The sequence below is a fragment of the Acidimicrobiales bacterium genome, assembly GCA_016716005.1.
Taxonomy (GTDB): Bacteria; Actinomycetota; Acidimicrobiia; order Acidimicrobiales; family JADJXE01; genus JADJXE01.
Window position 1 is genome coordinate 1,301,896 of record JADJXE010000001.1, and the last position, 15,682, is coordinate 1,317,577.

Sequence of the window (15,682 nt, forward strand, 5' to 3'; positions counted from 1 at the left end):
CGCTCAGGGGCGGAGCAGGGCCTCGCGCTCCACGCGCCGCGCCGCGTCGACCACCGCGGCGGCGTAACGCCGGGCAGGTTGGCGGCTCGTGCGTGGGATGGGGCCCGACACGCTCACCGCGGCCCGCACCAGCCCGTCGCGGTCGAGCACCGGTGCGCTCACCGAGGCCACGCCCGGCTCGCGCTCCTCCACGCTCTCGGCCCAGCCCCGCCGGAGCGTGGCCGGCTCGGCCGCCAGCACCCGGCCGGCCGAGCCCCGGTCGAGGGGCAGGGCCGCGCCCAGCGGCACGATGGTCCGCAGCCCGTGGGGTGACTCAAGCGACTCGATGCACACCCGGCGGGCGCCCTCGCGGACGTAGAGCTGCACGCTCTCACCGGTCGCGTCGCGCAGGGCCTCCAGCGCCGGTCGGGCGGCTTCTCGCAGCGGGAGCGCCTCGGCCGCGGCCCGACCCAGCGCCACCAGCCGCAGGCCCAGGGCGAACCGCCCGTCGGGGTCCCGACGCACCAGGCCGTGGTCCTCGAGCGCCGTGGCCAGCCGGTGCGCGGTGGCGCGCGACAGGCCGGTGGCCGCGACGAGCTCGGCCAGGGCCCGGGGGTGCTCCTCGAGGGCCCCGAGGACGCGGGCGGCCTTGTCGAGCACACCCACACCGCTTAGGATGTGTTCCACGAAGCAAGACTACTGTCTCACTATTCGGGACGCCAGGACGGCGGCTCCCGGCGGGTGGGCGACGGGAGCGGAACATGAGCGACCCGACGACGTTGGCCGCCAAGGTCTGGCAGCGCCACGTGGTGCACGCCGCGCCGGGCGAGCCGGAGCTGCTGTACATCGACCTGCACCTGGTGCACGAGGTGACCTCACCGCAGGCGTTCGACGGCCTCCGGCTGGCCGGCCGGACCGTGCGCCGGCCCGACCTCACCGTCGCCACCGAGGATCACAACGTCCCCACGGCCGACATCGACCAGCCCATCGCCGACCCGATCTCGCGCACGCAGATCGAGGTGCTCCGGCGCAACTGCGCCGAGTTCGGCATCACCCTGCACCCCATGGGCTCCCCCGGCCAGGGCATCGTCCACGTGATCGGCCCCGAGCAGGGCCTCACCCAGCCGGGCATGACCATCGTGTGCGGCGACAGCCACACGTCGACCCACGGGGCGTTCGGGGCGCTGGCCTTCGGCATCGGCACCAGCGAGGTGGAGCACGTGCTGGCCACCCAGACCCTCCCCCAGCACCGCCCGGCGTGGATGGCGGTCACGGTGGAGGGCGACCTGCCCGCGGGAGCCACGGCCAAGGACCTCATCCTGGCCGTGATCGGCCGGATCGGCACCGGCGGCGGCATCGGGCACGTCGTCGAGTACCGCGGCTCGGCCATCCGGAACCTCTCCATGGAGGGCCGCATGACCGTGTGCAACATGTCGATCGAGGCGGGTGCCCGGGCCGGCATGGTCGCCCCGGACGACACCACCTTCGCCTACCTCGAGGGCCGCCGCCACGCCCCCACCGGTGCGGCCTGGGAGCGGGCCCTCGACGACTGGCGGAGCCTGCGCACCGACGAGGGCGCGGCGTTCGACCGCGAGGTGCTGCTCGACGCGGCCGGCATCGAGCCGCACGTGTCGTGGGGCACGAACCCCTCCCAGGTCGCGCCCATCGGCGCGTCGGTGCCCGACCCCGACGCCTTCGACGACCCCGCGGCGCGTGAGTCGGCGGCGCGGGCCCTCGCCTACATGGGCCTCGAGGCGGGCACCCCGCTGCGCGGCATCCCGGTCGACACCGTGTTCATCGGGTCGTGCACCAACTCGCGCATCGAAGACCTGCGGGCCGCGGCCCAGGTCGTCGAGGGCCGCGCTGTCACCGTGAAGCGGGCCATGGTGGTCCCCGGCTCGCACGCCGTGAAGGCCCAGGCCGAGGCCGAGGGCCTGCACCACGTCTTCACCGCGGCCGGCTTCGACTGGCGGGAGCCGGGCTGCTCGATGTGCCTGGCCATGAACCCCGACAAGCTCGAGCCGGGCGAGCGGGCCGCCTCGACCTCGAACCGGAACTTCGAGGGCCGCCAGGGCCGGGGCGGCCGCACCCACCTGGTGTCGCCGGCGGTGGCCGCGGCCACCGCCGTGGCCGGGGGGTTCGCCACCCCGGCCGACCTGGACCGAGGAGGACCGTCATGAAGGCAGTGCGCGTGGTCCAGGGCCGGGCCGTCCCCCTCGGGCGATCCGACGTCGACACCGACCAGATCATCCCGAGCGACTGGCTGAAGCGGGTCGAGCGCACCGGCTTCGGCCGCGGCCTGTTCTCGGAGTGGCGCGACGACCCCGAGTTCGTCCTCAACCGGCCGGAGTTCGGTGGCGCCACGATCCTGCTGGCCGGTCCGAACTTCGGGACCGGGTCGTCCCGCGAGCACGCCGTGTGGGCGATCGTCGACTACGGCTTCGAGGCGGTGATCTCGTCGCGCTTCGCCGACATCTTCCGCAACAACGCCCACAAGAACGGGCTCGTGCCGGTGCAGGTCGAGCCCGAGGTGTCCGACACCCTCCACCGGGCCGTCGAGGCCGACCCCGACCTCGAGCTGTTCATCGACGTGGAGCGCCTGGTGCTCTCGGTGCCGGCCATCGGGCTGGAGACCGCCTTCCCGATGGATCCGGCCACCCGGGAGCGCTTCCTCCACGGCCTCGACGACATCGACATCTCGCTGCGCCACGGCGACGCCATCGCCGCCCACGAAGCAGCCCGGCCGGCCTGGCTCCCGAGCCTGGCCGCGCCCCGCTCCGGTCAGGCCGGGTAGACCTCGACCTCTCAGACGCCGTCGCGCACCCGCTCGGCCCCGCCGCGCTCGCGCACCCGGATCAGGCGGTTGACGGCCGAGAGGAACGCCCGGGCCGAGGCCTCGACCACGTCGGTCGAGACCCCCCGGCCGGACACCTTCAGGCCCTCGTGCGCCACCTGGATGACCACGTCGCCCAGGGCGTCCACACCACCGGTGACCGAGCTCACGTTGAAGTCGGTGAGCAGCGGGTACAGGCCGGTGGCGGCCTTGATCGCCTTGCAGGCGGCGTCGATCATGCCGTCGCCCTCCGACGTGGCCTCCACCTTCTCGCCACCGCGCAGCAGCACCACGGTGGCGCTGGGCGTGCCGATGGTGCCGCCCCGCACCTCGAGCGACGACAGCTCGAAGGCCCGGCCCACGGTCTGGCCGAGCTCCTCGGCCACGATGGCCTCGAGGTCGGCGTCGGTGATCTGGACCTTGCGGTCGGCCAGCTCCTTGAAGCGGGCGAACGCGGCGTTGAGCGCGTCGCCCTGCACCCGCAGGCCCATCCGCTCGAGGGTGTCGGCGAAGGCGTGGCGGCCCGAGTGCTTGCCCAGCACGATCTTGCTCTCGCCCTGCCCGACGGCCTCCGGATCCATGATCTCGTAGGTGGTCCGCTCCTCCAGCACGCCGTGCTGGTGGATGCCGGACTCGTGGGCGAAGGCGTTGCGGCCCACGACGGCCTTGTTGAACTGCACGGGGTAGCCGGTGAGGCGGCTCACCAGGCGGCTGGCCCGGGCCAGCTCCCGGCTGCGCACGCGGGTGTCGAGGGCGCCGCCCCCGGGCAGCGCGAAGGCCTCGGGCCGCGTCCGCAGGGCCATCACCACCTCCTCCATGGCCGCGTTGCCGGCCCGCTCCCCGATGCCGTTCACGGTGCACTCCACCTGGCGAGCGCCCGCGTCCACGGCGGCCAGCGAGTTGGCCACGGCCAGCCCCAGGTCGTCGTGGCAGTGCGTCGACAGCACGTAGTCGCCCCGCACCGTGGCCCGGATGCGCCGGAAGCGCTCGGCGTACTCGGCGGGGAGGGCGAACCCGACCGTGTCGGGGATGTTGAGGGTGGTCGCCCCGTTGTCGACCGCCACCTGCAGCACCTCGCACATGAAGTCGAAGTCGGAGCGGGACGCGTCCTCCGGGCTGAACTCGACGTCGTCGGTGTAGGACCGGGCCCGGGCGACGCCCTGGGCGGCGGCCTCCTTCACCTGCTCGGGCGTCATCTTCAGCTTGTTGGCCATGTGGATCTCGCTGGTGGCGATGAACACGTGGATCCGCGTGCGGGCGGCGTGCTGGATCGCCTCCCAGCAGCGATCCACGTCGGCGAAGCCGGTGCGCGAGAGCCCGCAGACCGTCGGCACGTCGGGCCCGCCGACGGCGAACAGCCGGGCGACGGCCTCCACCGCCTCGAAGTCGCCCTGGCTGGCGATGGGGAAGCCGGCCTCGATCACGTCGACGCCGAGGCGCGCCAACTGCTCGGCGATCTCCAGCTTCTCGCCCACGTCGAGCGAGATGCCCGGCGACTGCTCGCCGTCGCGCAGCGTGGTGTCGAAGATGATCACGCGGCCGGGATCGGTGGTGCTCATGCTGGCTGGCCTTTCTGGATCAGGGTGGTCGTGGGGTCGGGAGGGCTGCTGGGGCAAGAAAAAACCCCCTGGCCCGGAGGCACAGGAGGTGGCGGCGAGCACCGACTGGGGTGCTCGCCCTACGTGAGGAGGAGGCCGGCGACGATCAGGGTGCGGCGCACGTCGACCAGACTCGCAGCCGGGGCGCGCCTCGTCAAGGCATCTGCCAGGATCGGGCCGTGGCCGAGACGCGCGACTGGTCGGTGGTGCAGCACCGGGCCTGCCCCGAGTGCGGCTTCGACGCCAGCGCGCTGGCCGTGGACGAGCTGGCCCCGGCAGCCCGCGACGAGGGCCGCCGGTGGGCGCGGCTGGTCGGCGGCCTGCTGGCATCCGGGGCCGACCTCCGCCGCCACCCGGACGAGGCCACGTGGTCGGCCCTCGAGTACACGTGCCACGTCCGTGACGTGCTCGCGGTGTTCGCCGACCGGGTGGCCCGCAGCCTCGCCGAGGACGACCCCGACCTGGGCTGGTGGGACCACGAGGCCGCGGTCGACGAGGAGCGCTACGACGACCAGGACCCGGCCGCGGTGGTCGCCGAGCTGGCCGAGCGGGCCGAGCGCCTGGCCGGGGCCCTCGACGCCGTCCCCCGGTCGGGCTGGGGCCGAACGGCCCGCCGCCGGGGCTCCGAGCCGTTCACCGTCGCCGGCCTGGCGCGCTTCGCCCTGCACGAGTCGGCCCACCACCGCGCCGATGCCGAGCGGGCCGCCACCGGCTGACTACGGTGGCGCCGATGAGCGAGCACCAGGAGCCGCGTGCCCGGCTGCTACGTCTCCTGCTGGTCCTCGTGCTGCTCGCCGGGCTGGCCGAGGCGGCGCGGCGGCTCCTGCGTCCCCGTCCACCCCAGCCCACCGAGGCGCCGTGGCCCCCGCTGGAGGTCGTGCCGTCCCCGGCACCCGCCGGCGACGACCCGTGGGTCGAGCCGACCGAGGGCACCTGCCCGGCCACCCACCCGGTGAAGGCCAAGCTCGCCAGCGGCATCTACCACCTCCCGGGGATGCTCAACTACGAGCGCACCCGGCCCGACCGGTGCTATGCCTCCGCCGAGGCGGCCGAGGCCGACGGCCTGCGACCGGCGAAGCGGTAGCGCAGCACCACCCGCCAACCACAGGAGGACCGGACCGATGCGAGTGGTCGTCGACTTCAACGTGTGCGCGAGCACGGGTTCGTGCACGCAGGTCTGCCCCGAGGTGTTCGAGGTCCGCAGCGACGGCTACCTCTACGTCCTCCAGGAGGAGCCGCCCGAGGAGCTGCGGGCCAAGGTGACCGAGGCGGCCGAGCTCTGCCCCACGGCTGCCATCACGATCGAGGGCTGAGCCGGGCTCAGACCCCGTTGAGGGCCTGGGCCGACACGATCCCCGCCGACGCCCGCAGGCGCTCGACCACCTCGGCCGGCACCGGCTGGTCGGTGGCGAGCACCATGATCGCCGACACCCCCTCGGCGGTCTGGCCGACGTCCATGTCGGCGATGTTGATGCCGCCCTCGCCCAGCGTCGTGCCCACCAGGCCGATCATCCCGGGCCGATCGTCGTTGCGCACCACCAGCATGTGGCGCGCCGGGGGCACGTCGACGGTGTGGTCGTCCACCATCACGAGGCGAGGATCGGACCGGAGGCCCACCAGCGTGCCGGCCAGCGCGTGGCCGCCGCCCCGCAGGGTGATCAGGTTCACCCAGTCGCGCGCCGCCGAGGTCTTGGTGTCGCGCACGTCGACGCCCTTCTCCTTGGCGAGCTGCGGCGCGTTCACGTAGGTGACGGGCTCGTCGCTCACCCGGCCGAACAGGCCCTTGAGCACCGACAGCGTGAGGATGCGGGTGTCGTAGTCGGCCAGCTGGCCCTGGTACTCCACCTCGAGAACGTCGGGCACACCCTCGAGCAGCGACGCGTAGATCCCCCCGAGGCGTTCGGCCAGGGGCAGGAACGGGCGGACCGTCTCCGACGCCTCGGCCGCGCTGACGTTGACCGCGAACGGCACGAAGTCGCCGGCCAGGGCCAGCTGGACCTGCTCGGCGATCGTGTCGCCGGCCTTGTCCTGGGCCTCTCGGGTGCTGGCCCCGAGGTGCGGGGTGACGACCACGCTGTCGAGCTCGAACAGGGGCGACGACGTGCACGGCTCCTCGCTGAACACGTCGAGGGCGGCCCCGGCGATGCGGCCCTCTCGCACGGCCTCGGCCAGCGCGGCCTCGTCCACGATCCCACCCCGCGCGGTGTTCACGATGCGCAGCGACGGCCGGGCGCCCGCGAGCGCGGCCCGGCCGATGAGCCCCACCGTCTCGGGCGTCTTGGGCAGGTGGACGGTGAGGAAGTCGGCCTCGGCGATCACGCGGTCGAGCGGGAGCAGCTCCACGCTCATCTGGCGGGCGCGCTCCGCCGACACGAACGGGTCGTAGGCCACGAGGCGCATGCCGAACGCCAGGGCCCGCTGGGCGACCAGCTTGCCCACCCGGCCGAGGCCGACGATCCCGAGGGTCTTGTCGTTGAGCTCGACGCCCTGCCAGCGCGACCGCTCCCACCGGCCTGCCTTGAGGGCGCTGTGCGCCTGCGGGATGTTGCGAGCCTGGGCGAGGAGCAGGGCGATGGTGTGCTCGGCGGCCGAGAGCACGTTGGACTGGGGAGCGTTCACCACCATCACGCCCCGGGCCGTGGCCTCGGCCACGTCGACGTTGTCGAGGCCGATGCCGGCGCGGCCGACCACCACCAGGTCGCGGCCCGCTGCGAGCACGGGCGCGGTGACCTTGGTGGCCGAGCGGATGATCAGCGCGTGGGCGCCGACCACCGCGCCCAGCAGGTCCTCGGGCGAGCAGCCGAGGCGGACGTCGACCTCGTGGCCGGCGGCCCGCAGCAGGTCGAGGCCCCGCTCGGCGATCTCTTCGGTGACCAGGATGCGGGCCATGGGCTCATGGTGGCCGAGCGCCCGTGCATGCCGCCAACCGGCGGGCCCCGCCCCTACAGTGCGGCCTCGTGATCGTCTGGCCCGGTCGCCCCCACCCGCTCGGCGCCCACTACGACGGCTCGGGCGTGAACCTGGCCGTGTTCTCCGAGGTCGCCGACTCGGTCGACGTGTGCCTCTACCCCGACGACGGGGAGGAGATCTGCGTGCCGCTGCCGGAGGTCACCGGCCACGTGTGGCACGGCTACCTGCCCGACGCCCAGCCCGGCTGGCGCTACGGCTTCCGCGTGCACGGCCCCTACGCACCGTCGCAGGGCCTCCGCTGCAACCCGTCCAAGCTGCTGATCGACCCGTACGCCAAGGCGATCGAGGGGGACGTGACCTGGGACGACGCCGTGTTCGGCTTCGACACCCGCCACCCCCACAGCGCCGCCAGCCCGGCCGACAGCGCGCCCTTCGTGCCCAAGGGGGTGATCGTCGCCCCGTACTTCGACTGGGGCATGGACCGTCCCCTGCACCACCCCTGGCACGAGACGGTGATCTACGAGACGCACGTGAAGGGCCTCACCGCGCGCCATCCGGCCGTGCCGGAGGCGCTCCGGGGCACGTTCCTCGGTGTCTCCCACCCGGCGATCATCGAGCACCTCGGCACCCTCGGCGTCACCGCCATCGAGCTGCTGCCCGTCCACCAGTTCCTGCACGACCAGTTCCTCGTCGAGCGCGGGCTCACCAACTACTGGGGCTACAACTCCTACGGCTACTTCGCACCGCACAACGCCTACGCGGCGCGCGGCCAGCGGGGCCAGCAGGTGCACGAGTTCAAGACGATGGTGCGCCTGCTGCACGAGGCCGGGATCGAGGTGATCCTCGACGTCGTCTACAACCACACCGGCGAGGGGGGCCGGGGCGGCCCGACCCTGTGCTTCCGGGGCCTCGACAACGCCGCGTACTACCGGCTCGACCCCGAGGACCCCAGCCGGTACACCGACTACACCGGCACCGGGAACAGCCTCAACGCCATGCACCCCCAGGTGCTGCAGCTGATCATGGACAGCCTGCGTTACTGGGTGGAGGAGATGCACGTCGACGGGTTCCGGTTCGACCTGGCCGCCACCCTCGCCCGGGAGCTCCACGACGTCGACCGGCTCTCGGCCTTCTTCGACCTCATCCACCAGGACCCCGTCGTCAGTCGGGTGAAGCTGATCGCTGAGCCGTGGGACGTGGGCGAGGGCGGGTACCAGGTCGGCAACTTCCCCGTGCTGTGGACGGAGTGGAACGGCAAGTACCGCGACGCGGTGCGCGACTACTGGCGGGGTGAGAGCAGCACGATCGACGACCTGGCCTACCGCCTCACCGGCAGCTCCGACCTCTACGAGTGGAGCGGCCGCCGCCCCTTCGCCAGCATCAACTTCGTCACCGCCCACGACGGCTTCACCCTGCTCGACCTGGTGTCGTACGACACCAAGCACAACGAGGCCAACGGCGACCACAACCGCGACGGAACCGACGACAACCGGTCGTGGAACTGCGGGGTCGAGGGGCCCACCGACGACGCTGCGGTGAACGAGCTGCGGGATCGGCAGCGGCGCAACTTCCTCACCACGCTGCTGCTCTCCCAGGGCGTTCCCATGCTGCTGGGCGGCGACGAGCTGGGCCGCACCCAGCTCGGCAACAACAACGGCTACTGCCAGGACAACGAGCTGTCCTGGCACGACTGGGAGGTCGTCGACGACGACCTCCTCGCGTTCACCCGCTGGTTGATCGGGTTCCGTCGCCAGCACCCGGTGTTCCGCCGGCGGCGCTTCTTCCACGGGATGACCCTGCACGGCGGCGGCATCACCGACATCGGGTGGTTCCAGCCCTCGGGCGAGATGATGGACGGCGGCGCCTGGGAGGTCGCCTACGCCAAGTCGATCGGCGTGTTCCTGAACGGCGACGAGATCCCCGAGCCCGGGCCGCGCGGCGAGCGCATCGACGACGACTCGTTCTACCTGGCCCTGAACTCGTGGGATCAGGAGATCGGCTTCGTGCTCCCGTGCCCGCCCTGGGGCGACTGGTGGCAGGAGGTGCTCGACACCGCCCGCCCCCGGCCCGTGCCACCCCAGGAGCCGGTGCGGGCCTGCACCGAGATCCTTGCCGCGCCCCGCTCGGTGCTGGTGTTCAAGCGGGTGGCCGGTCCAGCGGCGTGACCGCCCGCACCTCGAACACGTGCACCGACTGCACGGCCGGATCGAGCTCGACGTAGTTGGCGGGCCCGCTCCACAGGTACTGGGCGCCGGTGAGCAGGTCGCGCACCTCCACCAGGCCGTCGTGGGCCACGCCCAGCTCCTCGAGGTCGAGGTGCACCCAGCCGGCCTGCTGCCAGTGCGGGTCGAGGTTCACCACGCACAGCACGACGTCGGCGAAGTCGGCGGTCCGCTTCGAGTAGCAGAGGAGCTGGTCGTTGTCGACGTGGTGGAAGCGCAGGCTGCGGTCGGACTGCAGGGCCGGGTGGGTGCGCCGGATGCGGTTCACGCGGGCGACGAGGTCGCGCAGGCTGTCGGGCCGGTCGAGGTCCCACACCCGGATCTGGTACTTCTCCGAGTCGAGGTACTCCTCGCTGCCGGGCTCCCGGGGCACGTGCTCGCCCAGCTCGAAGGCCGGGCCGTAGATCCCGTAGCTGGCCGACAGCGTCGCCGCCAGCACGAAGCGGGTGACGAAGGCGGCCCGCCCGCCGTGCTGCAGCTGCTCGGTGAGGATGTCGGGCGTGTTGGGCCACACGCTGGGCCGGAGGTACTCCACGCCGGGCCCGCGGGTCAGCTCGGTGAAGTACTCGGTGAGCTCCCACTTGGCGGTGCGCCAGGCGAAGTACGTGTAGCTCTGGGTGAACCCCAGCTTGGCCAGCCGGTGCATCACCTTGGGCCGGGTGAAGGCCTCGGAGAGGAACACCACGTCGGGGTTCTCCCACTTGACCTCGCCGATCAGCCACTCCCAGAAGGCGAACGACTTGGTGTGCGGGTTGTCGACCCGGAAGGTGCGCACGCCCTGGTCGATCCAGAACGTCACCACGCCGAGGAGCGCAGCCCACAGGCCCTGCCAGTCGACGCTGTCGAAGTCGAGCGGGTAGATGTCCTGGTACTTCTTCGGTGGGTTCTCGGCGTACTGGATGGTGCCGTCGGGGCGCATGCGGAACCACTCGGGGTGCTCGGTCACCCACGGGTGGTCGGGCGAGCACTGGATGGCGAAGTCGAGGGCGACCTCGATCCCGAGGGCGCGGGCCGCGCCGACCAGGTCGCGGACGTCGTCGACGGTGCCGAGCTGGGGGTGGACCGCGGTGTGCCCGCCCTCGGGGCTGCCGATCGCCCATGGGCTGCCGACGTCGTCGGGCTCGGCGACGAGCGCGTTGTTGCGCCCCTTGCGGAACGACGTGCCGATGGGGTGGATCGGCGGGAGGTACAGCACGTCGAAGCCGAGCTCGGCCAGGTACGGGAGGCGGTCGCGCACGTCGCGGAGGGTGCCGTGGGCGCCGGGCACCGGCGACCAGGAGCGGGGGAACAGCTCGTACCAGGCGCTGAACCGGGCCCGCTCGGCGTCGACGGCGATGGTCACGGGATCGGACGAGGTCGAGCGGGTTCGGTCGGGGTGCCGGGCCAGGAGCCCGATCAGCTCGGCGTCGTCCGAGGTGACCGGCGCGGTGTCGCCCGACCGCAGGACGGCTGCCACCTCCTTCAGCGCCTCGGCGTCGGCCTTGGCCTTGGCGGCGCGGGCCCGCTCGGCGGCGGCGTCGACGAGGAGCGCGCCGCTGACCAGCTCGACCTCGACGTCCTGGGCGGCCGCCACCTTCTTGGCGGTCCGCGTCCGCCAGGTGGCGAGCTCGTCGACCCAGCCCTCCACGTGGAAGAGGTGGCGTCCGGGGCCGCCAGCCGCGAAGGTGGCCCGCCAGGCGTCGTTGCCGAGCGGCTCCATGGGCACCTCGGTCCACACCGTCTCGAGCTCGGTGCGGTGCCGGACGACGGCGCCCAGCTCGTCGTGGCCGTCGGCGAACACGTCGGCGTGCACCTCGACGGCTTCGCCGACGACCCGCTTCACCGCGAAGCGGCCGCCGTCGACCTGTGGCCGGACGGCCTCGATCACCACCCTGCGGGTGCCGTCGGGCAGCTCCTCGCCGTCGCGCTGCTCGGGGGCCGCCGCCGGAGCCGGCGGCCGAGGGCGCTGGTAGGTGGCCACCTCAGCCGGCCAGCAGGTTGGCGATGCGGGTGACGCCCTCGACGAGGTCGTCGTCGCCGAGCGCGAACGACAACCGGGCGTAGCCGGGCGCGCCGAAGGCCTCGCCGGGCACGACCGCGACCCGTGCCTCGTCGAGGAGCACCTCGCACAGCTCGAGGGTGTCGGCCGGCCGACGCCCGCCGATCTCCCGGCCGAGGACGGCCTTGAAGGACGGGAAGCAGTAGAAGGCACCCTGCGGCTCGAGGCACGTGACCCCGGGGATGGCGGCCAGCAGCCCGTGCATGCGGTGGCCGCGCCGCTCGAAGGCGGCGCGCATGCGGGCCACGTCGTCGAGGCCACCGCTGACGGCCGCCAGGGCGGCCCGCTGGGACACGTTGGCGACGTTGGAGGTCTGGTGGCTCTGGAGGTTCACGGCTGCCTTGGCGATGTCGGGAGGGCCGACGATCCAGCCCACGCGCCACCCCGTCATGGCGTAGGTCTTGGCCACGCCGTTCACGACGATGCAGCGGTCGGCCAGGTCGGGCACGAGGGCCGGCATGGACGCGAACGCGTTGGCCCCGTAGGTGAGGTGCTCGTAGATCTCGTCGGTGACCACCCACACGCCCCGATCGGCGGCCCACCGGCCGATCGCCTCGATCTCGGCCGGCGGGTACACGGCCCCGCTCGGGTTGTCGGGCGACACGAACAGCAGCGCCTTGGTCCGCGGGGTCGACGCGGCCTCGAGCTGCTCGACCGTCGCGCGGAACCCGGTGCTCTCGTCGGTCTCCAGCACGACCGGCTCGCCACCGGCGAGGGTGACCATCTCGGGGTAGCTGGTCCAGTAGGGAGCGGGCAGGAGCACCTGGTCACCAGGGTCGAGCAGGCAGGCGAGGGCGTTGAAGATGGCGTGCTTGCCGCCGTTGGTGATCACCACCTGCGAGGCCGCGACGTCGTACCCGGAGTCCCGCCGGGTCTTGGCCGCGACGGCCTCCCTCAGCTCGGGGAGGCCGCCGGCGGGCGTGTAGCGGTGGTTCCTGGGGTCACGACAGGCCGCCGCGGCGGCCTCGACGATGTGGTCGGGGGTCGGGAAGTCGGGCTCGCCGGCCCCGAAGCCGACGACGTCGACACCCTGGGCCTTGAGGGCCTTGGCCTTGGCGTCGACGGCCAGCGTGGCCGATTCGGTGATGGCGGCTATCCGGCGGGAGATGCGTTCCACGCCTGCCATGCTGGCACAGTGACCGCGAGCCCCATCCCCGACATCCGGATCCCGTCAGAGCTCCTGCCCGTCGACGGCCGCTTCGGGTGCGGCCCGTCCAAGGTCCGCCCGGAGGCGGTGGCCGACCTGGCCGAGGTCGGCACCACCTTCCTCGGCACCAGCCACCGCCAGCCGCCGGTCAAGCGGGTGGTCGGCGGGATCCGCCGCGGCCTGTCCGAGCTGTTCGCCCTGCCCGACGGCTGGGAGATCCTGCTGGGCAACGGCGGCTCGACGGTGTTCTGGGACGTGGCCACGTTCTGCCTGGTCGACCGCCGCAGCCAGCACCTCTCGTTCGGCGAGTTCAGCTCGAAGTTCGCAGCCGCGGCCACGGCGGCGCCGCACCTCGACGAGCCGGAGATCATCGCGTCGCCACCGGGGAGCCATCCCGAGGCGGCGGCGAACCCCGACGTCGACGCCTACGCGCTCACCCACAACGAGACCTCGACGGGCGTCGCCATGACCCTGCGCCGGCCGGTCGACGCCGACGGCCTGGTCCTGGTCGACGCCACGTCGGCGGCCGGCGGGCTGCGCTGGAGCCCGGCCGAGGTCGACGTGTACTACTTCGCCCCCCAGAAGTCGTTCGCGTCGGACGGCGGGCTGTGGCTGGCCGCCTGCTCGCCGGCCGCGATCGAGCGGATCGAGCGCATCCGGGCCTCGGCCCGGTGGGTGCCGGCCTCGCTCGACCTCGGGATCGCCCTCGACAACAGCCGCGCCGACCAGACCTACAACACCCCGGCGCTGGCCACGCTGTTCCTGCTGGCCGATCAGGTGCGGTGGATGCTGCGCAACGGCGGCCTCGACTTCGCGGCCGGGCGCAGCGAGCGCTCGGCCGCGATCCTGTACGGCTGGGCCGAGGCGTCGCCCGTGGCGACCCCGTTCGTACGAGAGCCCGCGATGCGGTCGGCCGTCGTCGGCACCATCGATCTGGGCGATCGCGTCGACGCCGACGTGGTGGCCAAGGTGCTGCGGGCCAACGGGGTGGTCGACACGGAGTCGTACCGCAAGCTGGGGCGCAACCAGCTGCGGATCGGCATGTTCCCCGCGGTCGACCCCGACGACGTGTCGGCCCTCACCGCGTGCATCGACCACGTGGTCGAGCGGTTGGGCGGCTGAGCAGGGGCCCGGCGCCGCCGCGCCGAGGCGCAACCCCGTGCGAAGCGCCACGCCTCGCGCCAGAATCGTGGACCGCCCTTCCCCAGCCGCTCACCCCTCCGAGGTCGACGATGCCCACCCCTGCCGAGGTCCAGGCCCTGCTCACCGGTCCCGGTGGCCCCTTCGAGGTCGCCACCGAGGCCGTGAACGGCATGGAGATGAAGGTCTACCGGGATCGCCTCCCGAGCCTCCGCGAGGTGTCGGCGCTGGGCGCCGCCCTCCACGCCGACAAGCCCTACCTCGTCCACGGCGACACCCGGATCTCCTTCGCCGACTTCGCCGCGCAGGCCAACGCCGTGTCCGCCAACCTGGCCGAGCGCTTCGGCGTCCGACCGGGTGACCGCGTGGCCGTCCTGTCGGCCAACAACCCGGGCTGGGTGCAGGCCTTCTGGGGCACCGTGAACCTGGGCGCCATCCTGGTCGGGCTCAACGGGTGGTGGAAGACCGACGAGATCGTCTACGGCCTGCAGGACTCCGGGTCACGGGTGCTCGTCGCCGACGGGGCCCGCTTCGCCCGCATCGCCGACCAGCTCGACCAGGTACCCGCGCTCGAGGCCGTCTTCCTCGTCGACGCCGACCCGGCCGAGCACGGGGGCGACCCTCGCCTGCACCGGTTCGACGAGCTCCTCGACGGAGCCGGCGTACATGCCGCCCCGGCCGCCCCGATCGCCGAGGACGACCCGGCGGTGATCTTCTACACCAGCGGCACCACCGGCAAGCCGAAGGGCGCCATCTCGACGCACCGCTCGATGATCGCCAACCTCCAGAACACCGTCTACAACGCCACCGCCGGCGCCCTGGTCGGCGGCGCCGGTGTGCTGCCGACCGGGGACGGACCGCAGCCCGCGGCGCTCCTCACCTCGCCGCTGTTCCACGTGTCGGGGTGCCACTCCGGGATCGTGGTGGCCATCCTCGCCGGCATCAAGACCGTCATCCCGGTCGGCAGGTTCGAGCCCGAGAAGGCGATGCAGCTCATCGAGGACGAGCGCATCACGGTGTGGGCCACCGTCCCGACCATGGTGTGGCGGGTCGTGGAGCACCCCGACCGGCACGGCTACGACCTGTCGTCGGTCACCTCGGTGGCGTACGGCGGTTCGCCGTCGGCGGCCGAGCTCCAGCGCCGGGTGCAGGAGACCTTCCCGAAGGTGACCACGCTCGGCAACGCCTACGGCCTGACCGAGTCGAGCTCGGTCGCCACGGTCATCTCGGGGCAGGAGTTCCTCGACCGCCCCGACTCCGTGGGCCGCCCGGTGCCCGTGGTCGACATCCGCATCGTCGACGATGCCGGCCGGGAGGTGCCCACCGGCCACACGGGCGAGGTGCTGATCCGGGGCCCCATCATCATGCCCGGCTACTGGGGCAAGCCGGAGGCCACCGCCACCACCGTGGTCGACGGGTGGCTGCGCAGCGGCGACGTCGGCCACGTCGACGACGAGGGCTACCTCTACATCACCGACCGGGCCAAGGACATGATCATCCGGGGCGGCGAGAACGTGTACTGCGTCGAGATCGAGAACCGCCTGGTCGAGCACCCCGAGATCGCCGAGGCGGCGGTGATCGGCGTGCCCCACCCGACCCTGGGCGAGGAGGTCAAGGCGGTGGTGCGGGTGGAAGCCGGGTCGACCCTCACCGAGCAGGCGGTGCGGGCGTGGGTGGCCGGGGCGCTGGCCGACTTCAAGGTGCCGGCCTACGTCGAGCTCACCGACGACCTCCTCCCCCGGAACCCCTCGGGGAAGCTGCTCAAGAACGTCCTGCGGGGCGAGGGCGAGGTGAGCTTCGCCGAGACGTTGTAGG

Annotated in this window: 13 protein-coding genes; 8 read left to right on the forward strand and 5 right to left on the reverse strand. The window is 72.8% G+C overall.

Annotation, left to right across the window (positions count from 1 at the left end; genetic code table 11):
* Positions 1–3 precede the first annotated feature (3 nt).
* Positions 4–657, reverse strand: coding sequence for an IclR family transcriptional regulator (locus IPM45_06355; protein MBK9179186.1), 654 nt, complete (start codon positions 655–657; stop codon positions 4–6).
* An 83-nt stretch (positions 658–740) separates the two neighbouring features.
* Between IPM45_06355 and leuC the strand changes: the two genes are divergently transcribed.
* Positions 741–2,159 carry a 3-isopropylmalate dehydratase large subunit gene (leuC, locus tag IPM45_06360; GenBank protein ID MBK9179187.1) on the forward strand — a complete coding sequence of 473 codons (1,419 nt, stop codon included), beginning with the start codon at positions 741–743 and terminating at the stop codon, positions 2,157–2,159.
* Positions 2,156–2,773: a 3-isopropylmalate dehydratase small subunit gene (gene leuD / locus IPM45_06365; GenBank protein ID MBK9179188.1), complete on the forward strand. Its 618-nt coding sequence runs from the start codon at positions 2,156–2,158 to the stop codon at positions 2,771–2,773. The genes leuC and leuD overlap by 4 nt, the downstream gene beginning before the upstream one ends.
* An 11-nt stretch (positions 2,774–2,784) precedes the next feature.
* On the opposite strand, the gene IPM45_06370 is transcribed toward leuD, so the two are convergent.
* Positions 2,785–4,371, reverse strand: a complete 1,587-nt coding sequence (locus IPM45_06370) for a 2-isopropylmalate synthase (protein MBK9179189.1) — start codon at positions 4,369–4,371, stop codon at positions 2,785–2,787.
* Positions 4,372–4,589: 218 nt separating this feature from the next.
* On the opposite strand from IPM45_06370, the gene IPM45_06375 reads away from it, so the two are divergent.
* The 3 genes from IPM45_06375 to IPM45_06385 are packed head-to-tail and all read left to right on the forward strand — an operon-like array spanning position 4,590 to position 5,723.
* The gene (locus tag IPM45_06375; protein MBK9179190.1) at positions 4,590–5,126 is read left to right on the forward strand and encodes a DinB family protein; all 537 of its coding nucleotides are present in this window, start codon (positions 4,590–4,592) and stop codon (positions 5,124–5,126) included.
* 14 nt (positions 5,127–5,140) lie between these two features.
* Positions 5,141–5,494, forward strand: a complete 354-nt coding sequence (locus IPM45_06380; protein ID MBK9179191.1) for a hypothetical protein — start codon at positions 5,141–5,143, stop codon at positions 5,492–5,494.
* Positions 5,495–5,531: 37 nt separating this feature from the next.
* Complete coding sequence (locus IPM45_06385) at positions 5,532–5,723, forward strand: ferredoxin (GenBank protein ID MBK9179192.1); 192 nt, start codon at positions 5,532–5,534, stop codon at positions 5,721–5,723.
* A 7-nt stretch (positions 5,724–5,730) separates the two neighbouring features.
* Here the strand turns inward: IPM45_06385 and IPM45_06390 are convergent, their stop codons facing one another.
* On the reverse strand, positions 5,731–7,299 hold the full coding sequence (locus IPM45_06390) for a phosphoglycerate dehydrogenase (GenBank protein ID MBK9179193.1): 1,569 nt from the start codon (positions 7,297–7,299) through the stop codon (positions 5,731–5,733).
* A gap of 68 nt (positions 7,300–7,367) precedes the next feature.
* Between IPM45_06390 and glgX the strand changes: the two genes are divergently transcribed.
* Positions 7,368–9,485, forward strand: a complete 2,118-nt coding sequence (gene glgX / locus IPM45_06395; protein MBK9179194.1) for a glycogen debranching protein GlgX — start codon at positions 7,368–7,370, stop codon at positions 9,483–9,485.
* Here the strand turns inward: glgX and IPM45_06400 are convergent.
* Both IPM45_06400 and IPM45_06405 read right to left on the reverse strand, forming a co-directional pair.
* Complete coding sequence (locus IPM45_06400) at positions 9,457–11,433, reverse strand: alpha-1,4-glucan--maltose-1-phosphate maltosyltransferase (protein ID MBK9179195.1); 1,977 nt, start codon at positions 11,431–11,433, stop codon at positions 9,457–9,459. The genes glgX and IPM45_06400 overlap by 29 nt on opposite strands.
* Positions 11,434–11,503: 70 nt before the next feature.
* Entirely contained in the window at positions 11,504–12,706 is a 1,203-nt protein-coding gene (locus IPM45_06405; protein ID MBK9179196.1) for a pyridoxal phosphate-dependent aminotransferase, read from the reverse strand.
* A gap of 24 nt (positions 12,707–12,730) precedes the next feature.
* Between IPM45_06405 and IPM45_06410 the strand changes: the two genes are divergently transcribed.
* A complete protein-coding gene (locus IPM45_06410) occupies positions 12,731–13,849 on the forward strand; it encodes a phosphoserine transaminase (protein ID MBK9179197.1) in 1,119 nt (372 codons plus the stop codon).
* A gap of 110 nt (positions 13,850–13,959) precedes the next feature.
* Positions 13,960–15,681, forward strand: a complete 1,722-nt coding sequence (locus tag IPM45_06415; protein ID MBK9179198.1) for an acyl--CoA ligase — start codon at positions 13,960–13,962, stop codon at positions 15,679–15,681.
* The last annotated feature ends 1 nt before the right edge of the window (position 15,682 follow it).

Excerpts from the sequence above, each read along its gene's own strand:
- IPM45_06415 (MBK9179198.1), top strand. The coding sequence starts at position 13,960 with ATGCCCACCCCTGCCGAGGTCCAGGCCCTGCTCACCGGTCCCGGTGGC.
- leuC (MBK9179187.1), top strand. The coding sequence starts at position 741 with ATGAGCGACCCGACGACGTTGGCCGCCAAGGTCTGGCAGCGCCACGTG.
- IPM45_06405 (MBK9179196.1), bottom strand. The coding sequence starts at position 12,706 with ATGGCAGGCGTGGAACGCATCTCCCGCCGGATAGCCGCCATCACCGAA.
- IPM45_06385 (MBK9179192.1), top strand. The coding sequence starts at position 5,532 with ATGCGAGTGGTCGTCGACTTCAACGTGTGCGCGAGCACGGGTTCGTGC.
- IPM45_06380 (MBK9179191.1), top strand. The coding sequence starts at position 5,141 with ATGAGCGAGCACCAGGAGCCGCGTGCCCGGCTGCTACGTCTCCTGCTG.
- leuD (MBK9179188.1), top strand. The coding sequence starts at position 2,156 with ATGAAGGCAGTGCGCGTGGTCCAGGGCCGGGCCGTCCCCCTCGGGCGA.
- IPM45_06370 (MBK9179189.1), bottom strand. The coding sequence starts at position 4,371 with ATGAGCACCACCGATCCCGGCCGCGTGATCATCTTCGACACCACGCTG.
- IPM45_06390 (MBK9179193.1), bottom strand. The coding sequence starts at position 7,299 with ATGGCCCGCATCCTGGTCACCGAAGAGATCGCCGAGCGGGGCCTCGAC.